At 61.5% G+C, this 19,159-nt stretch carries 16 protein-coding genes; 10 read left to right on the forward strand and 6 right to left on the reverse strand.

Translation table 11 applies throughout. The features are described 5' to 3' along the window. The first annotated feature begins 6 nt into the window (after positions 1–6). On the forward strand, positions 7–1,023 hold the full coding sequence (locus Q1K29_RS01975; RefSeq protein WP_300390916.1) for a DUF2793 domain-containing protein: 1,017 nt from the start codon (positions 7–9) through the stop codon (positions 1,021–1,023). On the opposite strand, the gene Q1K29_RS01980 is transcribed toward Q1K29_RS01975, so the two are convergent. Beyond that, positions 1,020–2,084: a glycosyltransferase gene (locus Q1K29_RS01980; RefSeq protein WP_300390919.1), complete on the reverse strand. Its 1,065-nt coding sequence runs from the start codon at positions 2,082–2,084 to the stop codon at positions 1,020–1,022. The two genes, Q1K29_RS01975 and Q1K29_RS01980, sit on opposite strands and share 4 nt — an antisense overlap. Positions 2,085–2,239: 155 nt before the next feature. Between Q1K29_RS01980 and Q1K29_RS01985 the strand changes: the two genes are divergently transcribed. Then, entirely contained in the window at positions 2,240–3,289 is a 1,050-nt protein-coding gene (locus Q1K29_RS01985) for a glycosyltransferase family 2 protein (RefSeq protein ID WP_300390922.1), read from the forward strand. 9 nt (positions 3,290–3,298) lie between these two features. Here Q1K29_RS01985 and cysN read toward each other — a convergent pair whose 3' ends face one another. Continuing rightward, positions 3,299–5,203, reverse strand: a complete 1,905-nt coding sequence (gene cysN / locus Q1K29_RS01990) for a sulfate adenylyltransferase subunit CysN (RefSeq protein ID WP_300390925.1) — start codon at positions 5,201–5,203, stop codon at positions 3,299–3,301. Then, positions 5,203–6,105: a sulfate adenylyltransferase subunit CysD gene (gene cysD, locus Q1K29_RS01995; RefSeq protein WP_300390928.1), complete on the reverse strand. Its 903-nt coding sequence runs from the start codon at positions 6,103–6,105 to the stop codon at positions 5,203–5,205. Before cysD ends, cysN begins: the two co-directional genes overlap by 1 nt. A gap of 200 nt (positions 6,106–6,305) precedes the next feature. Between cysD and Q1K29_RS02000 the strand changes: the two genes are divergently transcribed. The 4 genes from Q1K29_RS02000 to cysQ all read left to right on the forward strand — a co-directional run bounded on the left by Q1K29_RS02000 (position 6,306) and on the right by cysQ (position 9,610). Further along, positions 6,306–7,121, forward strand: coding sequence for a manno-octulosonate cytidylyltransferase (locus tag Q1K29_RS02000; RefSeq protein ID WP_300390931.1), 816 nt, complete (start codon positions 6,306–6,308; stop codon positions 7,119–7,121). Beyond that, positions 7,121–7,735 (forward strand): histidine phosphatase family protein, encoded by a 615-nt coding sequence (locus Q1K29_RS02005; RefSeq protein ID WP_300390934.1) that lies wholly within the window; start codon positions 7,121–7,123, stop codon positions 7,733–7,735. Before Q1K29_RS02000 ends, Q1K29_RS02005 begins: the two co-directional genes overlap by 1 nt. Positions 7,736–7,814: 79 nt before the next feature. After that, positions 7,815–8,777 carry a Gfo/Idh/MocA family oxidoreductase gene (locus tag Q1K29_RS02010; protein ID WP_300390936.1) on the forward strand — a complete coding sequence of 321 codons (963 nt, stop codon included), beginning with the start codon at positions 7,815–7,817 and terminating at the stop codon, positions 8,775–8,777. 35 nt (positions 8,778–8,812) lie between these two features. Beyond that, entirely contained in the window at positions 8,813–9,610 is a 798-nt protein-coding gene (cysQ, locus tag Q1K29_RS02015; protein ID WP_300390939.1) for a 3'(2'),5'-bisphosphate nucleotidase CysQ, read from the forward strand. Here the strand turns inward: cysQ and galE are convergent. Then, a complete protein-coding gene (galE, locus tag Q1K29_RS02020) occupies positions 9,607–10,608 on the reverse strand; it encodes a UDP-glucose 4-epimerase GalE (RefSeq protein WP_300390941.1) in 1,002 nt (333 codons plus the stop codon). The two genes, cysQ and galE, sit on opposite strands and share 4 nt — an antisense overlap. Positions 10,609–10,790: 182 nt before the next feature. After that, a complete protein-coding gene (locus tag Q1K29_RS02025) occupies positions 10,791–13,655 on the reverse strand; it encodes a TonB-dependent receptor (protein ID WP_300390945.1) in 2,865 nt (954 codons plus the stop codon). 269 nt (positions 13,656–13,924) lie between these two features. On the opposite strand from Q1K29_RS02025, the gene Q1K29_RS02030 reads away from it, so the two are divergent. Together Q1K29_RS02030 and Q1K29_RS02035 are read left to right on the forward strand one after the other, a co-directional pair. Continuing rightward, positions 13,925–15,340 carry a protein adenylyltransferase SelO family protein gene (locus tag Q1K29_RS02030; RefSeq protein WP_300390948.1) on the forward strand — a complete coding sequence of 472 codons (1,416 nt, stop codon included), beginning with the start codon at positions 13,925–13,927 and terminating at the stop codon, positions 15,338–15,340. 111 nt (positions 15,341–15,451) lie between these two features. Further along, positions 15,452–17,137 carry an acyl-CoA dehydrogenase family protein gene (locus Q1K29_RS02035; RefSeq protein ID WP_366524158.1) on the forward strand — a complete coding sequence of 562 codons (1,686 nt, stop codon included), beginning with the start codon at positions 15,452–15,454 and terminating at the stop codon, positions 17,135–17,137. A gap of 80 nt (positions 17,138–17,217) precedes the next feature. Here the strand turns inward: Q1K29_RS02035 and Q1K29_RS02040 are convergent, their stop codons facing one another. Then, the gene (locus tag Q1K29_RS02040) at positions 17,218–18,144 is read right to left on the reverse strand and encodes an HNH endonuclease (protein ID WP_300390954.1); all 927 of its coding nucleotides are present in this window, start codon (positions 18,142–18,144) and stop codon (positions 17,218–17,220) included. A 151-nt stretch (positions 18,145–18,295) separates the two neighbouring features. Between Q1K29_RS02040 and Q1K29_RS02045 the strand changes: the two genes are divergently transcribed. Next, positions 18,296–18,667, forward strand: coding sequence for a hypothetical protein (locus Q1K29_RS02045; protein WP_300390957.1), 372 nt, complete (start codon positions 18,296–18,298; stop codon positions 18,665–18,667). A 122-nt stretch (positions 18,668–18,789) separates the two neighbouring features. Next, positions 18,790–19,134 (forward strand): hypothetical protein, encoded by a 345-nt coding sequence (locus Q1K29_RS02050; protein WP_300390959.1) that lies wholly within the window; start codon positions 18,790–18,792, stop codon positions 19,132–19,134. The last annotated feature ends 25 nt before the right edge of the window (positions 19,135–19,159 follow it).

Genomic DNA, 19,159 nt, shown 5'->3' on the forward strand with positions numbered 1-19,159 from the left:
CGCCCCATGGACCAGTCGCCGCGACTAGCCTTTCCCTATCTGCAGCCCAACCAGGCCCAGAAACACGTCACCCTGAACGAGGCCCTGAGACGGCTCGACACGCTGACCGGTCTCGCCGTGGCGTCCAGGCAAGTTTCCCAGGAGCCCGCAGCGCCTGTCGACGGCGATGCCTACATCCTCCCCTCGGGCGCAGCGGGCGATGCCTGGAGCGTGTTTGCGGAAGGCAGTATCGCAGCCTTCCAGGATGGTTTCTGGAACGAAATCGCCCCACCGGAGGGCCTGACAGCCTGGGTCGGGGACGAAACCGACCTCTATGTCTTCACAGAGGGGGCGTGGCTGGCAGCACGCCCCCGCACCACAGACCGGCTCGGTTTCAACACCGAGGCAGGCGCGCCCAATCTCCTCGCTGTCAAAAGCGATGCGATCCTGTTCAGCCATGACGATGTCACGCCGGGCAACGGGGATATCCGGCTGACCCTCAACCGGGACGGAACAGGGAGCGTGGCGTCGGTCGTCTTCCAGACCGGCTATTCCGGCAGTGCCGAAGTGGGCCTGTTGGGGTCGGGCGATCTTGCCTTCCGCACCAGTCCCGATGGCAGCAGCTTCACGACAGGTTTTGAAGTCCGCCCGTCGGACGGGAAGGTCAGTTTCCCGGCCGGCTTTGCCGACCCACTTGGCGCGCTCGCTGCGCTCGGTCTGCGTCAGCCGGTCGGCACCATCGCTGATGATGCCGTCGCGACGCTGGACTTCGGAGGGGCTGTGTATGGTGCAGCGATCCTCGCCATACCGAATGCGACGAGTTCAGCGCCTGCCGCCTTTTTCTTTGCCCGGCTTGCGCCGAGCCCGAGTATCGAGACGCTGTTCTCCGCTGGGGCCGACTTCACCGTGGGAACCGAGACACTGACCGGCGCGAGTGGAGAGGATGGCAAGGTCAACTTTTCAGTTTCCAGCGATGGCGTGCTGACGATCGAGAACCGCCGGGGCTTCCCCATCGGCTACACGCTCTATGCCTTCCAGCGCTAAAGCCATTCAGCCTTCAGGAAGACGGGCGCCTCACCGGCGTCATGCCGAAGATTGATGTCGCAAAGCTCGGCCGGTCCAAGCGGCCGGTCGAAACGAAGCTCAACCGTCGCCCCCTTAGACGACACGGAAACCTCCCGCCCAAGTGCGCTGGCCTTGAGCGAAGGCGCAGGGCGGAGGAAGGACAGGCGCAAGCCGGACTTCGCCTCGCTCGCATAGTGCGCAAGCTTGAGGTCGGCCTCTGGCGAAAACGCGCCGTCAGCGCGGAGACCGAAAACACTCGGTCCCGACCGGCGTAGCCGCCGCACAAGAGCCCGGCGAAGCGAAGGCGGCCACAATTTGTCGGCCGCGGCATGCACCATGAAGGCTCGGAAGGTCGCCTTCTGTGCGGCCTCCGGCGCGTGCTCGGCGATGACAGCATTCAGTTCGGACCGCCGCCGCTTGTTGATGGAGGCCGTCTTGGTGTCATCGGCCCAGATCACCATGGACAGGGCATCGTCGAGGAAACCGAAACGCGTGCCGGACTTGTACATGCGGATCCACAGGTCCCAGTCCATCACATAGTGAAGGTCGCGGTTGAGCCCGCCGGCACGCTCATAGGCGGCACGCGAGAAAAAGCAGGAGGGCTGGGAAATAATGCCCGCCTGCAGCAGGCGCTCGCCCGGCGGTTCGACATTGAAATGGTAGCCGGTCATCGCACCGTCGCCATCAAGGATGACGCTGTGGCCATAGACCGCTTCCAGCCCGGGATTCGCCCCAAGATGCGCCTGTACCTTTTCCAGCGCGCCGGGCATGAGCATGTCATCGGCATTCAGCCAGCCGAGCCAGTCACCCTCGACATTCGCCCAGCCTTCCAGGATTGCGTCGGATTGCCCCCCATCCGGGCCGTGCCGGCGATAGGCGAGCCTGTCGTCATACTGGTCGGCCAGCGCTTTCACGCGCGGATCACCCGAAGCATCCAGAAATGCGATGCGCAGATCGGCCTTCTGGCAGGCGAGACTCTCAAGCGCCCAGGGCAGGAAATCATGCCAGGCCCCGACAGGAACACTTATGGCCAGTTTCATGTCGGACCCTCCGCGCGCAGCTTGCAGTCGCCGCAGCGCGGCCTCAGTTTTGTCTATGGGCTTGGGCGGGTGAATTCCAGTGTGGACTTCATCGCCTATCGACTGGACGGGAGGATCGGAGTAACTGGATTTGAAGTTGAGTTCAGAGACCGCGCTTGAAAACCCCTGCCCCCTTCGATGCCAGCATCATCATCGTCAACTATAATGGCGGTGATCTCATCCAGGCCGCGCTCGACCATCTCAAGCGCCAGCGCGTGTCCCCAACGGAAGTCCTGATCGTCGACAACAACTCCACGGACGGCTCTGCCGACCGGCTCGATCTCGATGGCCTCCCCCGGGCGCGGCTGCTGCGTATGGACGACAATCTCGGTTTTGCGAAAGCCAATAATGTGGCGGCGAAACAGGCTGTTGGCGAGTGGATCATCCTTCTCAATCCCGACACTGAACCCCAGGCCGACTGGTTGGAAAAGCTTGCTGATGCCGCCCGCCGCCATCCCGGTGTAACCTCCTTCGCCAGCGCCCAGATCGATGCCGGCGACACCAGCGTGCTCGACGGGACCGGGGACTGCTACTCGGTCTTCGGCTTTCCCTGGCGCGGCGGCTTCGGCGCCTCGAAAACCGACCTGCCGGAAGAAGGCGAATGCTTCTCGCCGTGCGGCGCAACCGCCATGATCCGCCGCGAGACCTTCCTTGATGCCGGGGGCTTCGACGAGAGCTTCTTCTGCTATTGCGAGGATGTCGATCTCGGCTACCGCCTCCGCCTCATGGGCGAGCGCTGCATCTTCGTACCAGACGCCATCGTGCGCCACCACGGCAGTGCCATTACGGGCCGGATGAGTGACTTCACTGTAAGGCTCGGCACCCGAAACCGGCTGACGACCTATCTGAAGAACACCCCGCCCCTGGCGCTGGTCCTCTCCATGCCGGGGCATGTGCTGCTGACGCTGTATCTCTATATTTCAGCGATTGGCCGCCCCCGTGCACAGTCCATCCGCCGGGGTCTCGGCGAGGCCTTTGGGCGGCTTGGCGACACGATGCGCAGCCGCAAGGCTGTCCAGAAGCAGCGCAAGCTGTCGAGCGTCGAGATTACCAAGGCGATGAGCTGGAGCCCATTCACCCTCCACCGCCGCAAACCGCACGTCTGGCCTGCCACCGAGGACCGCGAACTGGCCGGCTCAGCCGGCCCCTCCATCTCCCGGTCCTGACGGCCCGGCTCAACCGCCCAGCAAGCCGGCCGCGTCGAGACGCTCGATCACAAGATCGGCAGCAGCTTCAGGGTCAAGCCTGTCGGTTTCCAGATGGATTTCCGGCGCCTGTGGCGGCTCGTACGGGCTGTCGATGCCGGTGAAATTCTTGATCTCGCCAGCGCGGGCCTTCTTGTAGAGGCCCTTCACATCGCGGCTCTCGGCGGCTTCCAGCGACGCGTCGACAAAGACTTCCCAGAACTCCCCCTCCTCGACCATCTGACGCACGATCCGGCGCTCGGCACGGAAGGGCGAAATGAAGGAGACGAGTACGATAAGCCCGGCATCCACCATCAGCTTCGACACCTCGCCCACCCGGCGGATGTTCTCCACCCGGTCGGCATCGGTAAAGCCGAGATCATTATTGAGCCCGTGCCGCACATTGTCGCCATCCAGCGTGTAGGTATGCTTGCCCATCGCGGCGAGCCGCTTCTCGACAATGTTGGCGACCGTCGACTTGCCTGCGCCCGACAGCCCGGTGAACCACAGGATCACTGGCTTCTGGCCCTTCATAGAGGCCCGGAGCTCTTTCGACACATCCATCGCCTGACGATGAATGTTCGAGGCCCGGCGCAGGGCGAAGTTGATCAGGCCGAGACCGACCGTCTCGTTCGTCATCCGGTCGATCACGATGAACCCGCCCATGCGGCGATTGTCCTCATACGGATCGAAGGCGACCTCGCGATCGAGCGCGATGTTGACGACACCGATCTCATTCAGCTTCAGCGTCTTGCCGGCTTCATGCGCCCGCGTGTTCACGTCGATGCGGTACTTCTCTTCCGTGACCTGCATCTGGCACTCGCGCGCGCCCATCTTTATCACATAGGACCGTCCCGGCAGCATGGCGCTATCGGACATCCAGAGCATCGTCGCCTGGAACTGGTCTGAGACTTCTGCGGGCTGTTTGTCCGCACACAGAACATCGCCTCGCGACACATCGATCTCGTCTTCCAGCGTCAACGTGACCGACTGGCCCTCGACGCCCTCATCGAGATCGCCGCCCATGGCCACGACCCGCGAAACCTTGCTCGACTTGCCGGAGGGCAGCGCCCGCACCGCGTCACCGGCCTTCACGGATCCGGAGACGATCTGACCGGCAAAGCCTCGGAAATCGAGGTTCGGGCGGTTCACCCACTGCACGGGCATACGGAAGGCCTTGCCGGCATCGTCTGAGGCGATCTCGACCGTGTCGAGATACTCCATCAGCGGCGGGCCGTCATACCAGGGCGTGCGGTCGCTATTGCTGACGACATTGTCACCCGCCAGCGCGGAAACCGGGATCGCCTGAATGCTCTCGAAGCCAAAGTCGGCGGCAAAGTCGCGATACTCCGCGAGGATCCTGTCATAGGTCGCCTGATCATAATCGACGAGATCCATCTTGTTGATGCAGAGCACGACATGCCTGATGCCCAGCAGCGAGACGATGAAGCTATGGCGGCGCGTCTGGGTCAGCACGCCCTTGCGCGCATCGATCATCACAATGGCGAGGTCGGCCGTCGATGCGCCGGTCGCCATATTGCGGGTATATTGTTCATGGCCGGGCGTATCGGCGACAATGAATTTGCGCCGGTCGGTCGAGAAGAACCGATAGGCCACATCGATCGTGATGCCCTGTTCGCGCTCAGCGGCCAGCCCGTCGACCAGCAGCGCGAAATCGATTTCCTCGCCCTGCGTGCCGAACTTCTTCGATTCGTTCTTCAGTGAGGCGAGCTGGTCGTCGAAGATCATCTTCGACTCATAAAGAAGCCGACCGATCAGCGTGGACTTGCCGTCATCGACCGAGCCGCAGGTGATGAAACGCAGGAGCGACTTCTTCAGCTGGCTGTCGAGATAGGTCTCGATATCGGCGAATTGGGGGGCTGCATATCCGTCCATCAGAAATAGCCCTCCTGCTTCTTCATCTCCATCGAGGCGGGCGCATCCTTGTCGATGGCGCGGCCTTCGCGCTCGGACGTCGTGGTCCGCAGCATCTCCTCGATGATCTCGGTGATGGTTGAGGCAGACGACTCCACCGCCCCGGTCAGCGGATAGCAACCGAGTGTGCGGAAACGGACCTGCTTCATCATCGGCTCTTCACCGGGCTCCAGCGGCAGACGGTCATCATCGACCAGGACCAGAATGCCGTCGCGCTCGACCACCGGGCGTTCGGCTGCAAAATAGAGCGGCACGATGTCGATATTCTCCTGGTAGATGTACTGCCAGATGTCGAGCTCGGTCCAGTTGGAGATCGGGAAGACGCGCACGCTTTCGCCCGGCTTGATGCGGGTATTGTAGAGCGACCAGAGTTCCGGGCGCTGGTTCTTCGGATCCCAGCGGTGCTGGGCCGACCGGAAAGAGAAAATCCGTTCCTTGGCGCGCGACTTCTCCTCGTCGCGGCGCGCGCCACCAATGGCGGCATCGAACTTGTACTTGTCGAGCGCCTGCTTCAGCCCTTGTGTCTTCATCACATCGGTGTGCAGCGAGGAGCCATGCGTGAACGGGCCGATGCCCTGCTCGACGCCTTCCTGGTTGATATGAACCAGAAGATCGGTCTGCGGATCATCCTTCAGGGCATCGCGGAAGGCGATCATCTCCCGGAACTTCCAGGTCGTGTCGACATGCAGCAGCGGAAACGGGATGGGGCCCGGATAGAAAGCCTTGCGCGCCAGATGCAGGAGGACGGAGCTGTCCTTGCCGATCGAGTACATCATGACCGGGTTCTGCATGGAGGCGGCCACCTCACGCAGAATGTGAATGCTCTCGGCCTCAAGCCGGTCGAGATGGGTCAGTGTTTTCATAATCGGTCCAGGTCGGTTCGGTCGCGAAGGGGCCTAGGTAGCAAGTGCCCCGTGCCGTAACAACTTAGAGACGGTCAACTCAGACGCCGTGTTTTTCTTAACTCAGGCGCAGATACCCTCTCCGGCCCGCAGCTTCCTTACAGGCTTGACGCTCGCAGGGACAGCGCGCAGACCCGCAGGCAATGCATGGAGGCGGCGCCTTGAAAACACTCATCGTCATTCCCGCCCGGATTGGATCGACACGCTTTCCGGCCAAACCCCTGCACGAGATTGCCGGGCACTCGCTCGTGTCACGGGTCGCAGACGTTGCTACCCGCGTCGCCGCGGCCCGCACCGACACGCAGTTTGTTATCGCCACAGACGACGCGAAGATCATGGACCATGCCCGCGAGATCGGCGCCCCGGCGATGATGACGGACCCTGACCTGCCATCCGGTACCGACCGGGCGCTGGCCGCAGCAAAAGCGCAGGACAGCGCGCCTGACTTCATCCTCAATCTGCAGGGGGACGCCCCCTTTACCCCGCCCGCCTATCTCGACGCCCTTATTGATGCGGCCGGGGAAAGCACCGCCGATGTCGTGACCCCCGTTGTTCAGCTTGACTGGGCCGCGCTCGACACGATCCGCGATCAGAAGACCCGCGAACCGTTCAGCGGCACGAGCTGCATCCGGCGCGCTGACGGCATGGCGCTGTGGTTCTCGAAACAGATCATCCCGGCCATCCGCAAGGAAGAGAAACTGCGCGCTGAAAGCGCGCTCTCCCCGGTCTGGCGGCATATCGGGCTCTATGGTTTCCGCATGGTCGCGCTTGAGCGCTTCGCCAGCCTGCCGGTCGGCCATTACGAGGCGCTGGAAGGCCTTGAACAGCTGCGCTTCCTTGAGAATGGCATGAGCATCCTGACCGTGGCCGTCGAGCCGGGCGCCAATGCCATGTGGGGCATCGATACGCCGGAAGACGCCGCCTTCGCCGAGAAACTCATTGCCGAACAGGGCGATCCGATGGAGGCGCCGCGCTGATGGCTCGTGATCTTTATATCGTCCGCCACGGTAACACCTTCGACAAGGGCGATACCGTCACCCGTGTGGGCGCGCGCACCGACCTGCCGCTGTCCAGCTCAGGCAAGGAACAGGCAAACGCGCTGGCCACGCATTTCCGCGAAACGGTCGCCTTTTCTCAGGCCATTGCCGGGCCGCTGAAGCGCACGCGCCAGACCGCTGACGCGATCCTCGCGGCACAGGAGGAGCCGCCCGAACTGGAGATCGGCAATTTCCTGCGCGAGATCGATTACGGCCCGGACGAGAACCAGCCGGAAGACGCTGTCATTGCGCGCATCGGCCAGCCCGCGCTCGACGCCTGGGAGCGCGACGCCGTTCCGCCGCCCGGCTGGCGTTTCGATCCCGCAGCCATTGAAGGGCAATGGTCGAGCCTGTTCACGAAACTCGACAAGGCCGACGACACTGGCCCCGTCCTTATCGTGACAAGCAATGGCATCGCCCGGTTCGCCCTTCTCTGCGCCCTCGGCACGCGTCAGCACGAGGCTCATGACCTCAAGCTCAAGACCGGCGCCTACGGTATCCTCCAGCTCGAAGACGGCGAGGTGACGCTGAAGGACTGGAACCTGCGGCCCTGAACTCAGGCTTGCAGTTGCCGCCTTCGCCGTGAACAGCTAGGCGATGTGATCCGATTAGAGTTCCGCTTCGAGCCCCCTGATGACCTCGCTCCGTTTTGCCATCCTTGGAAAAAGCCAGCTCGCTGCCCAGCGCTGCCAGGCGATCGCCCGGCATGCGGGCTCGCAGATCGCGCGGACATGGTCGACAGATCAGGCCGCAGCCTTTGACGAGGCTGGCTGGCAGGCCGCGCTTGATCCGCAACAGGTCGATGCCGTCATTCTTGCGCTGCCGCCCAGCCTTGCGGCGGACGCGTCCATCCGGGCCCTGAAGGCCGGGATACATGTGCTGAGCGAACTGCCCGGCGGCCTGACGGTGGAAGACATCATCAACCTGCGCCAGGCCGAGCGCGAGAGCGAGGCGGTGCTGAAATTCGGCTGCTCGCTTCGCTATCATGAAAGCGTGCGCGCGGCCGCCGACCTCGTCCATGCAAATCCCTATGGCGACCTGCTGACCGCCCGCGCCGTCTATGGCCATGCCGGCTACCCGGGCGCCGACGCTCGCGAGAACGGCATCCTGCTCGGCCACGGCATCCATATGCTGGACCTGCTGCATCTCTTCTGCGGGCCCTTCGAAAGCGTGAAGGCGATGCAACCGGACGGCCCGGACAGTGGCGCCAACCTCTTCGCCATCCTGAAAGCCGGCAGCGGCACGCTCGCCCAGCTGCATGCGTCGGCGACCTCCTGGCGCCAGACCTTCCGACTCGAGCTCGGCTATGAGGACGGTTATGTCTGGCTCGACGGGCACCTGCCGGGGCTGGAACAGTACGGTCCGGAAATGCTGATCCACGCCACGCTCTCGCGCGGGCCGGACGGCACACCCCTGCCCAATCCGCATGAAACCGTGTCAGAGTTCACGCGCATCCATTTCGCCGATGAGGAACTTGGCGAGTTTGTCGATGCCATGGCCGGACACGCCCCGCTGCGTCACGGAACCAGTCACCAGGCGTTCGATGCGATGAATATCGCCCAGCGGATTTGCGCCGCAACCGAAACATGGGCATAAGCGCGCCCGTCCGGACGCTGAGATTCCAAGGAGACATGATGAGCCTGACTACCGACCAGCTAGCCCGTATCGCGCTCGACGCCGGAAAACTCATCATGGAAATCTACTCCACCGACTTCGATGTCGAGCGCAAGGACGACTCCTCGCCGGTCACCGAGGCCGATGCGAAGGCTGAACTCCTCATCCTCGACGGCCTCAAAGCCGCCGATCCCGAGCTTGATGTCATCGCCGAGGAATCGGTGTCCGCCGGCCACATCCCGGAGCATGGCAGCCGTTTCGCGCTGGTCGACCCGCTCGACGGCACGAAGGAATTCGTCAACCGGAACGGTCAGTTCACCGTCAATATCGGCATTATCGAGCACGGCAAGCCGGTCAAGGGCGTGGTCTATGCCCCGGCGCTCAACCGCCTCTTTGTGGCGGAAGGCCCTGACAAGGCGTGGCAGGCAGAGGTAAAGCCCGGCGAACCGGTGCCCGCCTCGGACGCCCGCCTGCCGCTGCATATCCGCCCCTGCCCCGAGGAAGGACTGACGGCCATTGCGTCGAAATCCCACCGCTCGCCGGAGACCAATGCCTTCCTCGACAAGTTCAAGGTCGGCGAGATCATCTCGGCGGGGTCATCGCTGAAATTCTGCCTGCTGGGCGCTGGCGAGGCCGATCTCTACCCGCGCATGGGGCGCACCATGGAATGGGACACCGCCGCCGGACAGGCCGTCGCCGAAGCCGCAGGCGCGCGCGTCCTGACAGAGGACGGCGAACCGCTGCGTTATGGCAAGCGCGAGCGCGGCTACGACAATCCGCACTTCATCGTCTATGGCGACGTGACGCCCGCCTAGTCGGCCATCGCGGCTTTTCGGGCGATTTCCTTCTTGTGCCAGTTATAGGCTGTCGCGATCACGCTATCGACGTCGGACTGGACCGGCTTCCAGCCAAGGACACGCTCCGCCTTTTCGGCTGAGGCGACCAGCGCCGGCGGATCGCCCGGGCGGCGCGGACCGATCGAACGCGGCACAGGCTTCCCGGTGACGTGCTCCACGGCCTGGACGATTTCCATCACCGTCGTGCCCGTCCCTGTGCCAAGATTGAACGCATCGGACACGCCGCCATCATCGAGATAGTCGAGCGCCTTCAGGTGCGCGTCGGCAAGGTCCATGACATGGATATAGTCGCGGATGCAGGTGCCATCGCGTGTTTCGAAATCGTCGCCGAAGACGGTCAGCTTGAAGGTGTCATTCAGCACGCCTTCGATGCACAGCGGGATGAGGTGGGTCTCCGGCTCGTGGCGCTCGCCGATCTCGCCATCCGGCGACGCGCCGGCAGCGTTAAAGTAGCGCAGCTTCACCGAGCGGATACCGTGGGCGACCTCGTAATCGTCCAGCACCTTCTCCACGAAGAGCTTCGACATGCCGTACGGGTTGATCGGGTTCTGCGGGAGATCCTCCGTCATCGGCATTTTTTCCGGCACGCCATAGGTGGCGCAGGTCGAGGAGAAGATGATCTTGTCGGTGCCGGCTTTCGCCATCGCATCGAGCAGGCGCACCGTGCCCATCGTATTGTTCTCGTAATAGAGGCCGGGCTTCTCCACCGACTCGCCGACATAGGCGAAGGCAGCAAAGTGCGCGACGGCATCGGGCTTGTGCTTTGCGAAGGCGGCATCGAGGTCGGCCGTGTTCAGCAGGTCGCCCTCGAACACCTCGCCGAACTGAGCGAAATCGCGCCAGCCGCGGGAGAAATTATCGAAGACGACGACGTTCCAGCCGGCATCCTTGAACGCTTTGCAGCAATGGCTGCCGACATAGCCGGCGCCGCCTGTAACGAGGACTGTTCTGGTCAAGGCTCGGTAATCTCCTGATCCTGATTTGAAACACGCCAGCCTGGCGGCGGCGTTCTCCCCGTCTCATGCAATAATGGTTCCGGCTCACAATGCCTAGATGCGGCAACATGCCGGGACGCCGGAAAGCATGAAAAAAGGGCGGCACCGAAGCGCCGCCCTTTCCTGTCAGATGTCAAAGTCGATCAGCTACCGCCACCAAAGGTTTTGGTTACGGAGACCTTGAATGTCCGACCAAACGGATTGTGAGTGTACGGATCATAGCTTACATCGAAGTAGGCGAGTGGCGGATCCTCATCGAAGGCATTGACCACCGACAGGCCGACATCGAGGCCGTAGTCAGACTGCCAAGTGTAGAACAGGTCCAGCGTGGTCATGCTGTCGATTTCAGACGGCCCGCCAACAAAAGCACCTGCCTGGTTCGGTGCGCCCCGTTCATCGTCATAGGAGTCGACGTGGCGAACGACACCCCGGAAATTGTGATTTCCGAGCGCGTAGTTGGCCGAGATGTTGGCCTTCCACTGCGGTAGCGAGCGCGAGAAGTTCGACCGGTTGAACTGGCCGACACGATCACCGCCCGGAATGATCGCATCCTCGATCGCGAAGTCGGCTACATCATATTCAATAATGTATGTAGCCTCTGCTCCCAACGAAAATTCGCTGGCACCGAGATCCCAGACTTGTTCGGCCCGAAGGTCGATACCGGAGGTCTGAATGTCCGGTCCGTTGGTTACGTTTGTGCTTATGCGGGCGATCTCGCCTGGCTGGTTCACACCATCATTGTTGTTATCGGTGAATGTAATCCGAGAAAGAATGCCCGCTTCCGTATCACCAGCCGCGAGCGCCGCTAGTGCGGCGTTCACGATGCTGGCCTGATCTTCAACAATGATCGGATCGGTAAAATCGAAATTGTAGTAATCGACCGATGCCGAAAAGCCGCTGTCGTTTTCATACAGGGCCCCGATGTTGAAGCTGAATGCACTTTCGGGGTTGAGGTCCGGCTTACCAAACTGATCCACCGCCTTGAACGCGGAAGCCGGAGCGACGAATTGCAGGGTCGTCACCTGACCCGACAACTGATTGAGCGTCGGGCCCTTGAACGAGGTCTGGGCCGACCCGCGCAGCGCGAAATTGTCGTTCACATCCCACTTCATAGCGACCTTCGGGTCGAAGGTCGAGCCAACTTCCCCGCCGTAATCTTCATAGCGAGTTGCGACCTGAACATTCACATCGTCGAAAAGCGGAATCTGAAGTTCGCCGAAGATGGCATAGATCGTCTGATTTTCGTCGAACGCGTTGGTGCCCGCAAGGAAGGAAAACGGCCCTGTACCGCCCGGCCCAGGATTCTGGGCGAGATCGGTTACTTCATTCGGATCAACTTCATAACCCTCACGACGAACCTGAACGCCGAGCGCGTAACCGACCGAGCCACCACCGGCCTGGACGTTGCTCTGCCCGCTGAGGCCAGCATCAAAGACCAGCAGGTCTGAGGTAACGACCGAACCAACACCATCGGTCATCCATTCCGCAAGAGCCTGCGAATTCTCGAGGCCCGCAACATAGTTCGGGTTCGCTTCGCCAGTGACAGCATTTTGCTGGATGGCGTTGGAGAATGGGTTGTAATATTCGCATTCGCCCTGCCCGGGCACAGCCCCGGCCGGGACGGCGCCGGTATTCGCGTCACCGCAGACACCAAAGCCCTGCAGGGCGATGGTCAGACCGTTGATATAGGTATCATTGGTAATTCGCTCACCTTCCGTACGGTGCCACGTGAGTGCTGTATTCCACTGCACATCATTCGAGAACTCACCGTTTAGCTCCCCCGCCAAGCGGTAGCTGTCATAGGTCCGGAAGCCTTCCTGCGCGCCACCCGTAGCAGGGAAACCGCCCCAACCAAAGGACCGGCCGATATAAAGCGCACCGAAGCCTGCTCCCATGAGAGCCGCAGCATCAGGATTATCCGCGAGGTACTGCTGATATCCCGGATGACTTGCCGCCAGGAACTGGTTTGTCAGAACCTGCGGAGGATAGGATGGCGATGTTTTCCACTCGGGAACATCCGTGTGTGCATAGAGACCCTCAAGGTGGAAATCGATATCATTTCCGAAGGTCGTATTGTACTCGGAGAAGATCTGGTAGCGTTCTTCCTCTTCAACCAGATTATCGAACTGAGTGAACTGGAAGCGGCAGGTGCCGACAACGATGCCTCCGGCATCGGTACAACCGGAATCGTTAACCTGGCCGATCGGTCCTGAGCCACTAGGCAAGTCAGGTCTCGCACCGATGATAACAAAATAGCCCGGATTGGAGAGCGAAGACCAGCCACCGACCGGGTTCTCTTCATATGGACGAATCGCCCAGTCTTTCTCGATCAGGCCGACTTCGCTGCGAAACTGGTAACCAGCGCTGGTTACCCAGTTCCAGTTGTCGCCCTGCAGGCCGTAAGCCGCCGATACGTCATATTCGCCATCGGTGCCCTCGAACGTCTCGTATTGAGCCGAAACTTCAAAGCCTTCCAGGTCATCACGTGTGATGAAGTTCACAACGCCAGCAATGGCATCAGAGCCATAAACAGCCGCTGCACCGTCCTTCAGAACTTCGATACGTCCGATCGCGGCAGATGGCAGCGTGTTGGTATCGACAAAAAGCTGCGCCTGCTCACCAATCGCATAAGGCGCGAAGACTTGGCGCTTGCCGTTGAGCAGAACCAGCGTCCGGCCCGGACCAAGGCCCCGCAGGTTGATGTTCGACGTGCCTTCCAGGCCGTTTGACGAGAACTGGTTGGTCTGGCCGTCTACACCGGTCGAAACGCCGAGATTGCGGATCAGCTCCGTGATCGACGGATCACCTTCCAGCTTGAGGTCACCAGCGGTCAGGACGTCGACCGGCAGGGCCGCGTCTTCCGGCGTACCGGCAATCGCGGAGCCCGTGACAGTCACTTTCTGCTGTCGCAGCTCTCCATCGTCTTCATTGTCTTGTGCATAAGCAGGGCCGGCAGCCGCGATAGCGATACCGGACGCGCCAAAGGCGAGTCCCTTAACGAACTTCATTGTATTCCTCCCGAGATATTTCTCATATCTGGCCAGCTTTGTTTTTGCTGGCTCGCAACCAAGCTGACTTAGTTCCATCTGGAATCAAAGATTTTTTTATGCTGCGCCGCATCAATATCCGGGGCGCGACGGCAAAGATGACGTGCCGTTGGGTCAACAGGGCGCTTTACTCGGGGGCAGGGCCTGCCGGTCTGCAGGGTCATCCGCAGCAAAAAAATAGCTCACTACATTGAAGATGTCGGGATTACCTGCCACCAGATGGAAGTGTAATGACACAGCCGCCCCCAATTCTTTCCCTCGCTGATGCCTTCGCAGACGCAGCAGAGCCCGCAAATTTTCCGGAGACCGTGTTGCGTTTTCGCAACAGTCGCTGGGCAAGCCATGTCGGACTGGACCAACTTTCCCGCGAAGAATGGATCGAGCACTTCGCCCGTTTCACGCCGCTGCCCGCAAACCTGCCGCAGCCATTGGCCATGCGCTATCACGGCCACCAGTTCGGCGTTTACAATCCCGAGCTCGGCGATGGCCGCGGCTTCCTGTTTGCGCAGCTGCAGGACGAGGACGGCCGCTGGCTCGACCTCGGCACCAAGGGCTCCGGCCAGACGAAATACTCCCGCCAGGGCGATGGCCGGCTGACGCTGAAAGGCGGCGTGCGCGAGGTGCTGGCCGCGCAATATCTGGAAGCGCATGGCGTGAAGACATCGAAACCCTTCAGCCTGATCGAGACCGGCGAGCAGCTCACCCGCGGCGACGAGCCCTCCCCGACACGCTCGGCCGTGCTCGTGCGCCTCAGCCACAGCCATATCCGTTTCGGCACCTTCCAGCGCGCCGCCTATAATGAAGACCGCGAGGCCCTTGCCCGGCTCGTGCGCCATTGCGCCGAGGTCTATTATCCCGACGTCGCCGACGAGGACATCACCGTGATGGCCCCGGCACTGCTTGAAAAGGTGACGCGCGAGACCGCCCGCATGATCGCGGGATGGATGACGATCGGCTTCGTCCATGGCGTCATGAACACGGACAATTTCAACATCACCGGCGAAAGCTTCGATTATGGCCCGTGGCGCTTCCTGCCCTATTCGGACCCGAACTTCACCGCCGCCTATTTCGACCAGCAGGGCCTCTACCGCTTTGGCCGCCAGCCGACCCAGGGCCTCTGGGCCCTGCAACAGCTTGCCGGCACCCTCACCCTGATCGCCGATGCCGAGCCGCTGACCGATGCGCTCAAGACCTTCGAGGCCGCCTACCAGCGCGCCTTTGCCCGGCATACGCTCGCCCTGTTCGGGCTCAAGGACGGGACCTCCCTGCAGGACGATCTCGTCTTCCTGCAGACGCTCTACGGCTGGATGACGGAAACCGCGGCCGCCTGGCCGCAAGTCTTTTTCGACTGGTTCGGCGGCCGGCTTTCAAAACCGCGCGCGGAGAAAAGCCCGCTCGCCTCACGTTATGAAGAAGAGAAGTTCGCCGCCGTGCGCGACGGGCTCTACGCCCGTGAGCCGGAGCGGCCCGACCGCCTCAACCACCCCTATTTCCAGCGCGAACGCCCTGTCTCCCTCTTATATGACGAGGTCGAGGCCCTGTGGGATCCGATCGCGGAAAAGGATGACTGGTCGGCCTTCGAAACGAAGCTGGACGACATCGAAGCTGCCCGCACCGCGCTCGACCTTGGCGATTCCGCTGTCTGAGGCATAATGTTCCGCTGCGACACATTTTATCGCTGCGCTGCAGCAAAATATGTGGCAAACGCGCCGAACGATCTAGTTTGAGTGCGCGTAAGACGCCCGGAGGGAATGAGTATGGATACAATGGTGAGCGAAAAACCCGCCCCCATCATGGACGACCTGATCGAGGCGATGAAGGATGCCGTGGTCAGCCTTGAAGCCTATGGCGAGGACGCCAAGGCCGCGATGAAGGAAAAGCTCGCCCCCGAAGGCAAGCCGGACCGCAAGCTGCTCGACGTCCACCAGCATTCCGCTCACGGCCTCTCCTGGGCCATCACCTATGTCGAGACGCTGCGCGAAGTCATGCATTGGGCCGAGCGCCTCGAAGCCGAAGGCAAGTTCGGCGAGATCGAGCAACTCCTCTCCCAGATCCTGTTCTCGGAATATTGCGCCCAGCTGATCGGCGGCATCCCGATGAACCAGGGCGAGATCATCCGTCCGGCCGACATGGGCGTCACCAAACAGGGCATGGCGCGCCTCTTCGAACCGGCCGTCCAGCGTTTCCTCACCGAAGGCAAGACGACCGAGGCCATGGCGGCCGCAGCCAAGCACCTGCCGGACGCGCTCGGCCGCGCAACAGTCGAAGAGACCGGGCTGGACGAAACCCTCACCATGATCCGCGACCAGTTCCGCCGCTTTGCCAGCGACCGGATCGTACCGCATGCGCATGAGTGGCACCTCGAAAACGCCTACATCCCGATGCCGGTCGTGGAAGAAATGGCCGAGCTTGGCGTCTTCGGCCTGACCATTCCGGAAGAGTTTGGCGGCCTCGGCCTCGGCAAGACGTCCATGTGCGTCGTCTCCGAGGAGCTGTCGCGCGGTTATATCGGCACCGGCTCACTCGGCACGCGCTCGGAGATTGCGGCCGAACTGATCCTGATCGGCGGCACCGATGAGCAGAAAGAAAAGTACCTGCCGGCCATCGCGTCCGGTGAGATCCTGCCAACGGCCGTCTTCACCGAACCGAACACCGGCTCCGACCTCGGCAGCCTCAAGACCCGCGCGGTCAAGGACGGCGACACCTACAAGATCACCGGCAACAAGACCTGGATCACCCACCCGGTCCGGGCCGACATGATGACCGTGCTCGCGCGCACCGATCCGGCGACGAACAATTTCTCCGGCCTGTCCATGTTCCTCGCTGAAAAGCCGCGCGGGACCGACGAAACGCCCTTCCCGGCCGATGGCATGACCGGCGGCGAGATCGAGGTGCTCGGCTATCGCGGCATGAAGGAATACGAGATCGGCTTCGACGAGTTCGAGGTCCCGGCCAAGAACCTGCTCGGCGAGACCGAGGGACAGGGCTTCCGCCACCTGATGGCGACTTTCGAGAGCGCCCGCATCCAGACGGCAGCGCGCGCTATCGGTGTGGGCCAGAACGCCTTCGAGCTCGGCCTGCGCTATGCGCTCGACCGCCAGCAATTCGGCCGCGCCATTTTCGAGTTTCCGCGCGTCGCCAACAAGCTCGTCATGATGGCCGCCGAACTCGTCGGCGTGCGCCAGCTGACCTATTACTCCGCCCGTCAGAAGGATGACGGCAAGCGCTGTGACCTCGAGGCCGGCATGGCCAAGCTGCTCGGCGCCCGCGCGGCCTGGGCCGCCGCTGACAATGCCGTGCAGATCCATGGCGGCAATGGTTTCGCGCTAGAATACCCGGTCAGCCGCGTCCTGCAGGATGCCCGCATCCTCAACATCTTCGAAGGCGCCGGCGAAATCCAGGCCATGGTCATCGCACGCAGGCTGGTGGAGAAGGGGAATTAGGAGTGCTGTTCAGCGCGAGCTTCCGCTCCAGTGACTGACAGCAGAACGCTGCTCTGTTTCTCCTCCAAGGGCATCGCTTATTAGGCGGCAAAGCCATGGTGACGGCGGTGCCATTCGAGGAAGGAGTTGTGAGGCTGATGCGCTTGTCGAGGTGGACGCAGTAGGCGTCCGCTGGGGTTAAGGATACGCTCGATGCTGTCCTTATCGTTCACCTTGGATGAAATCAGAATTTCGTCATTGTCAGCAATGCTGACGAGGCCTCTATCAAACATCCAATGAACTGTGCCGGACAGTGCGAGACCATTATTCACGACATCTCGTCCATCATACTCGATAGGGATAATGTGCGCTGCTTCCACCTCAGCTCTTCCTCCGCCATTGGTGAAATCCCATCCAGTGATCGCACACTTCTTATCGTACGCGCGAAGGACGGCTAGCCTGAAGCGGCGATCTCTGACGCGCTTGTTAGTGAGAGAAGCAATAGTTTGACGATCATGGTCGAATAAAAAGTGCGTGGCTTCGTCCGCAAACCCCGGTGCGAAGTCTTCCGTAGCTTCTTCGAAGCGCGGCAGCTCTGTCGCTTCGAATTGAGTAGCATAGGCGATAATCTTGTCAAAAGTTGCGTCGGATATGTGTCGCACCGCCTGAAGTGCAACGCCGGTGTTCGTTCCACCATCTTTTCCCGCAAGCGCAGGCTCAAGGAAATCGCCATTCATTATACGTGGCACGCCAACAGCAAAATCCTGAACCGTGGGGCGCTCTAGACTGACATAATAATGGTCTGTCTTTTGAGGATCAGGCGTGATTGCAACTAATCGGGCCGTTCCGCGATACGTACCGCGTTCACTTACGTCGACGCCGGAGTCTTTGACGGGCGTGAAGAAAACCACCCAATCCCCAAGGCTTTCCTGAACTCGACGAAGATAGCGCTTCGGAAAATGATAATATCTTCCCGGTTGATCATCGTAATCGGACGAGGTGCCTTGGACGAAAACGGCTTTGACCATGCTGGGTTTCCCACAATGCTCTTTGCGCGGACTACTGGCAGAGCCCCAGCTGGGATTAAACCAACTAAGAGTTGTAATATGCCTATCTCTTAGCCGCTACAATTTCGGTAAATCCATCCCACCCCCTCAAACCTTATGGTCCAATGCAGGCATGCTGACCCGTGAGTGGATCATTGCTGTCCTGAAGACCCTGCCTGTCTGGGCATGGCCGATCTTCTTTTGGGATGTGCTGGGCATCCTCCCCTGGTGCTCGACGAAGCCATATCCAGAGGGCACGCTGGTAACCCTTGGCGTCACCTGGTGGGGCCGGATCCAGATTACCGCCGTTTACAAGCCGGACCAGCCTGATCCCTGCGACTGGACGCGGCATGCTCCGCGTGAGCCCTGGACCGCGCTCGATCCTGACGTCATCGCCGCTGCGTTTGAGGCGTTCCGGCAGTTGGGCTGGAAGTGGGCTGTTTCTGGAACGTTTTCGGACTGTGGCCGGACCCTTCCCGGACCGGCTTTTCTGGACTCCGGCTAGCCGGTTTCTCATGCCGAATTTATCTCACCTGCCGCAGTCCGCCGGACTCAGCGGCCGCTGGTGCTGCAGGCGATGGAGACGGAGGCTGTATCGCCCGCCCGCCTTGCGCTATGGAGCCCCGCATGGACGAGAGCGACTGGAATTTCACCGAGCAACAGGCCGAGACGGTCTGGACCTGCGAGCAGCTGCGCGACACGCAGGGCGTCAAGCCGCATTCCGATATCGTGCTGGACCTGTTCTTCGTGCCCATCCAGGGCGAAGAGGCCCGGCGCGAGGCCTTCGAGAAGGCGCTGATAAGCTTTGGCTACGAGCTTGGCGAGGCTGACGATCCGGACCAGGTCGCCGCTTCCATCGGGCCGATCCCGTTTACCCCGCAGGATATCTGGCTGCATGAGGAGCGCACCACCAAGATGGCGCTGGCCCGCGGTTACAAACCCGATGGCTGGGGCTTTGCCGAGCCGGAATGAGTTTCACGGTCCGGCCTTGACTTCA

Origin of the sequence: Henriciella sp., assembly GCF_029937755.1 — a bacterium.
GTDB lineage: Bacteria > Pseudomonadota > Alphaproteobacteria > Caulobacterales > Hyphomonadaceae > Henriciella.

What these genes read in the sequence shown, in the direction of transcription:
- Q1K29_RS01975 (WP_300390916.1), top strand. Translation starts at nt 7, where the DNA reads ATGGACCAGTCGCCGCGACTAGCCTTTCCCTATCTGCAGCCCAACCAG.
- Q1K29_RS01980 (WP_300390919.1), bottom strand. Translation starts at nt 2,084, where the DNA reads ATGAAACTGGCCATAAGTGTTCCTGTCGGGGCCTGGCATGATTTCCTG.
- cysN (WP_300390925.1), bottom strand. Translation starts at nt 5,203, where the DNA reads ATGGACGGATATGCAGCCCCCCAATTCGCCGATATCGAGACCTATCTC.
- cysD (WP_300390928.1), bottom strand. Translation starts at nt 6,105, where the DNA reads ATGAAAACACTGACCCATCTCGACCGGCTTGAGGCCGAGAGCATTCAC.
- Q1K29_RS02005 (WP_300390934.1), top strand. Translation starts at nt 7,121, where the DNA reads ATGGCTCGTGATCTTTATATCGTCCGCCACGGTAACACCTTCGACAAG.
- Q1K29_RS02010 (WP_300390936.1), top strand. Translation starts at nt 7,815, where the DNA reads ATGACCTCGCTCCGTTTTGCCATCCTTGGAAAAAGCCAGCTCGCTGCC.
- cysQ (WP_300390939.1), top strand. Translation starts at nt 8,813, where the DNA reads ATGATGAGCCTGACTACCGACCAGCTAGCCCGTATCGCGCTCGACGCC.
- Q1K29_RS02025 (WP_300390945.1), bottom strand. Translation starts at nt 13,655, where the DNA reads ATGAAGTTCGTTAAGGGACTCGCCTTTGGCGCGTCCGGTATCGCTATC.
- Q1K29_RS02030 (WP_300390948.1), top strand. Translation starts at nt 13,925, where the DNA reads ATGACACAGCCGCCCCCAATTCTTTCCCTCGCTGATGCCTTCGCAGAC.
- Q1K29_RS02035 (WP_366524158.1), top strand. Translation starts at nt 15,452, where the DNA reads ATGGATACAATGGTGAGCGAAAAACCCGCCCCCATCATGGACGACCTG.
- Q1K29_RS02040 (WP_300390954.1), bottom strand. Translation starts at nt 18,144, where the DNA reads ATGGTCAAAGCCGTTTTCGTCCAAGGCACCTCGTCCGATTACGATGAT.
- Q1K29_RS02045 (WP_300390957.1), top strand. Translation starts at nt 18,296, where the DNA reads ATGCTGACCCGTGAGTGGATCATTGCTGTCCTGAAGACCCTGCCTGTC.
- Q1K29_RS02050 (WP_300390959.1), top strand. Translation starts at nt 18,790, where the DNA reads ATGGACGAGAGCGACTGGAATTTCACCGAGCAACAGGCCGAGACGGTC.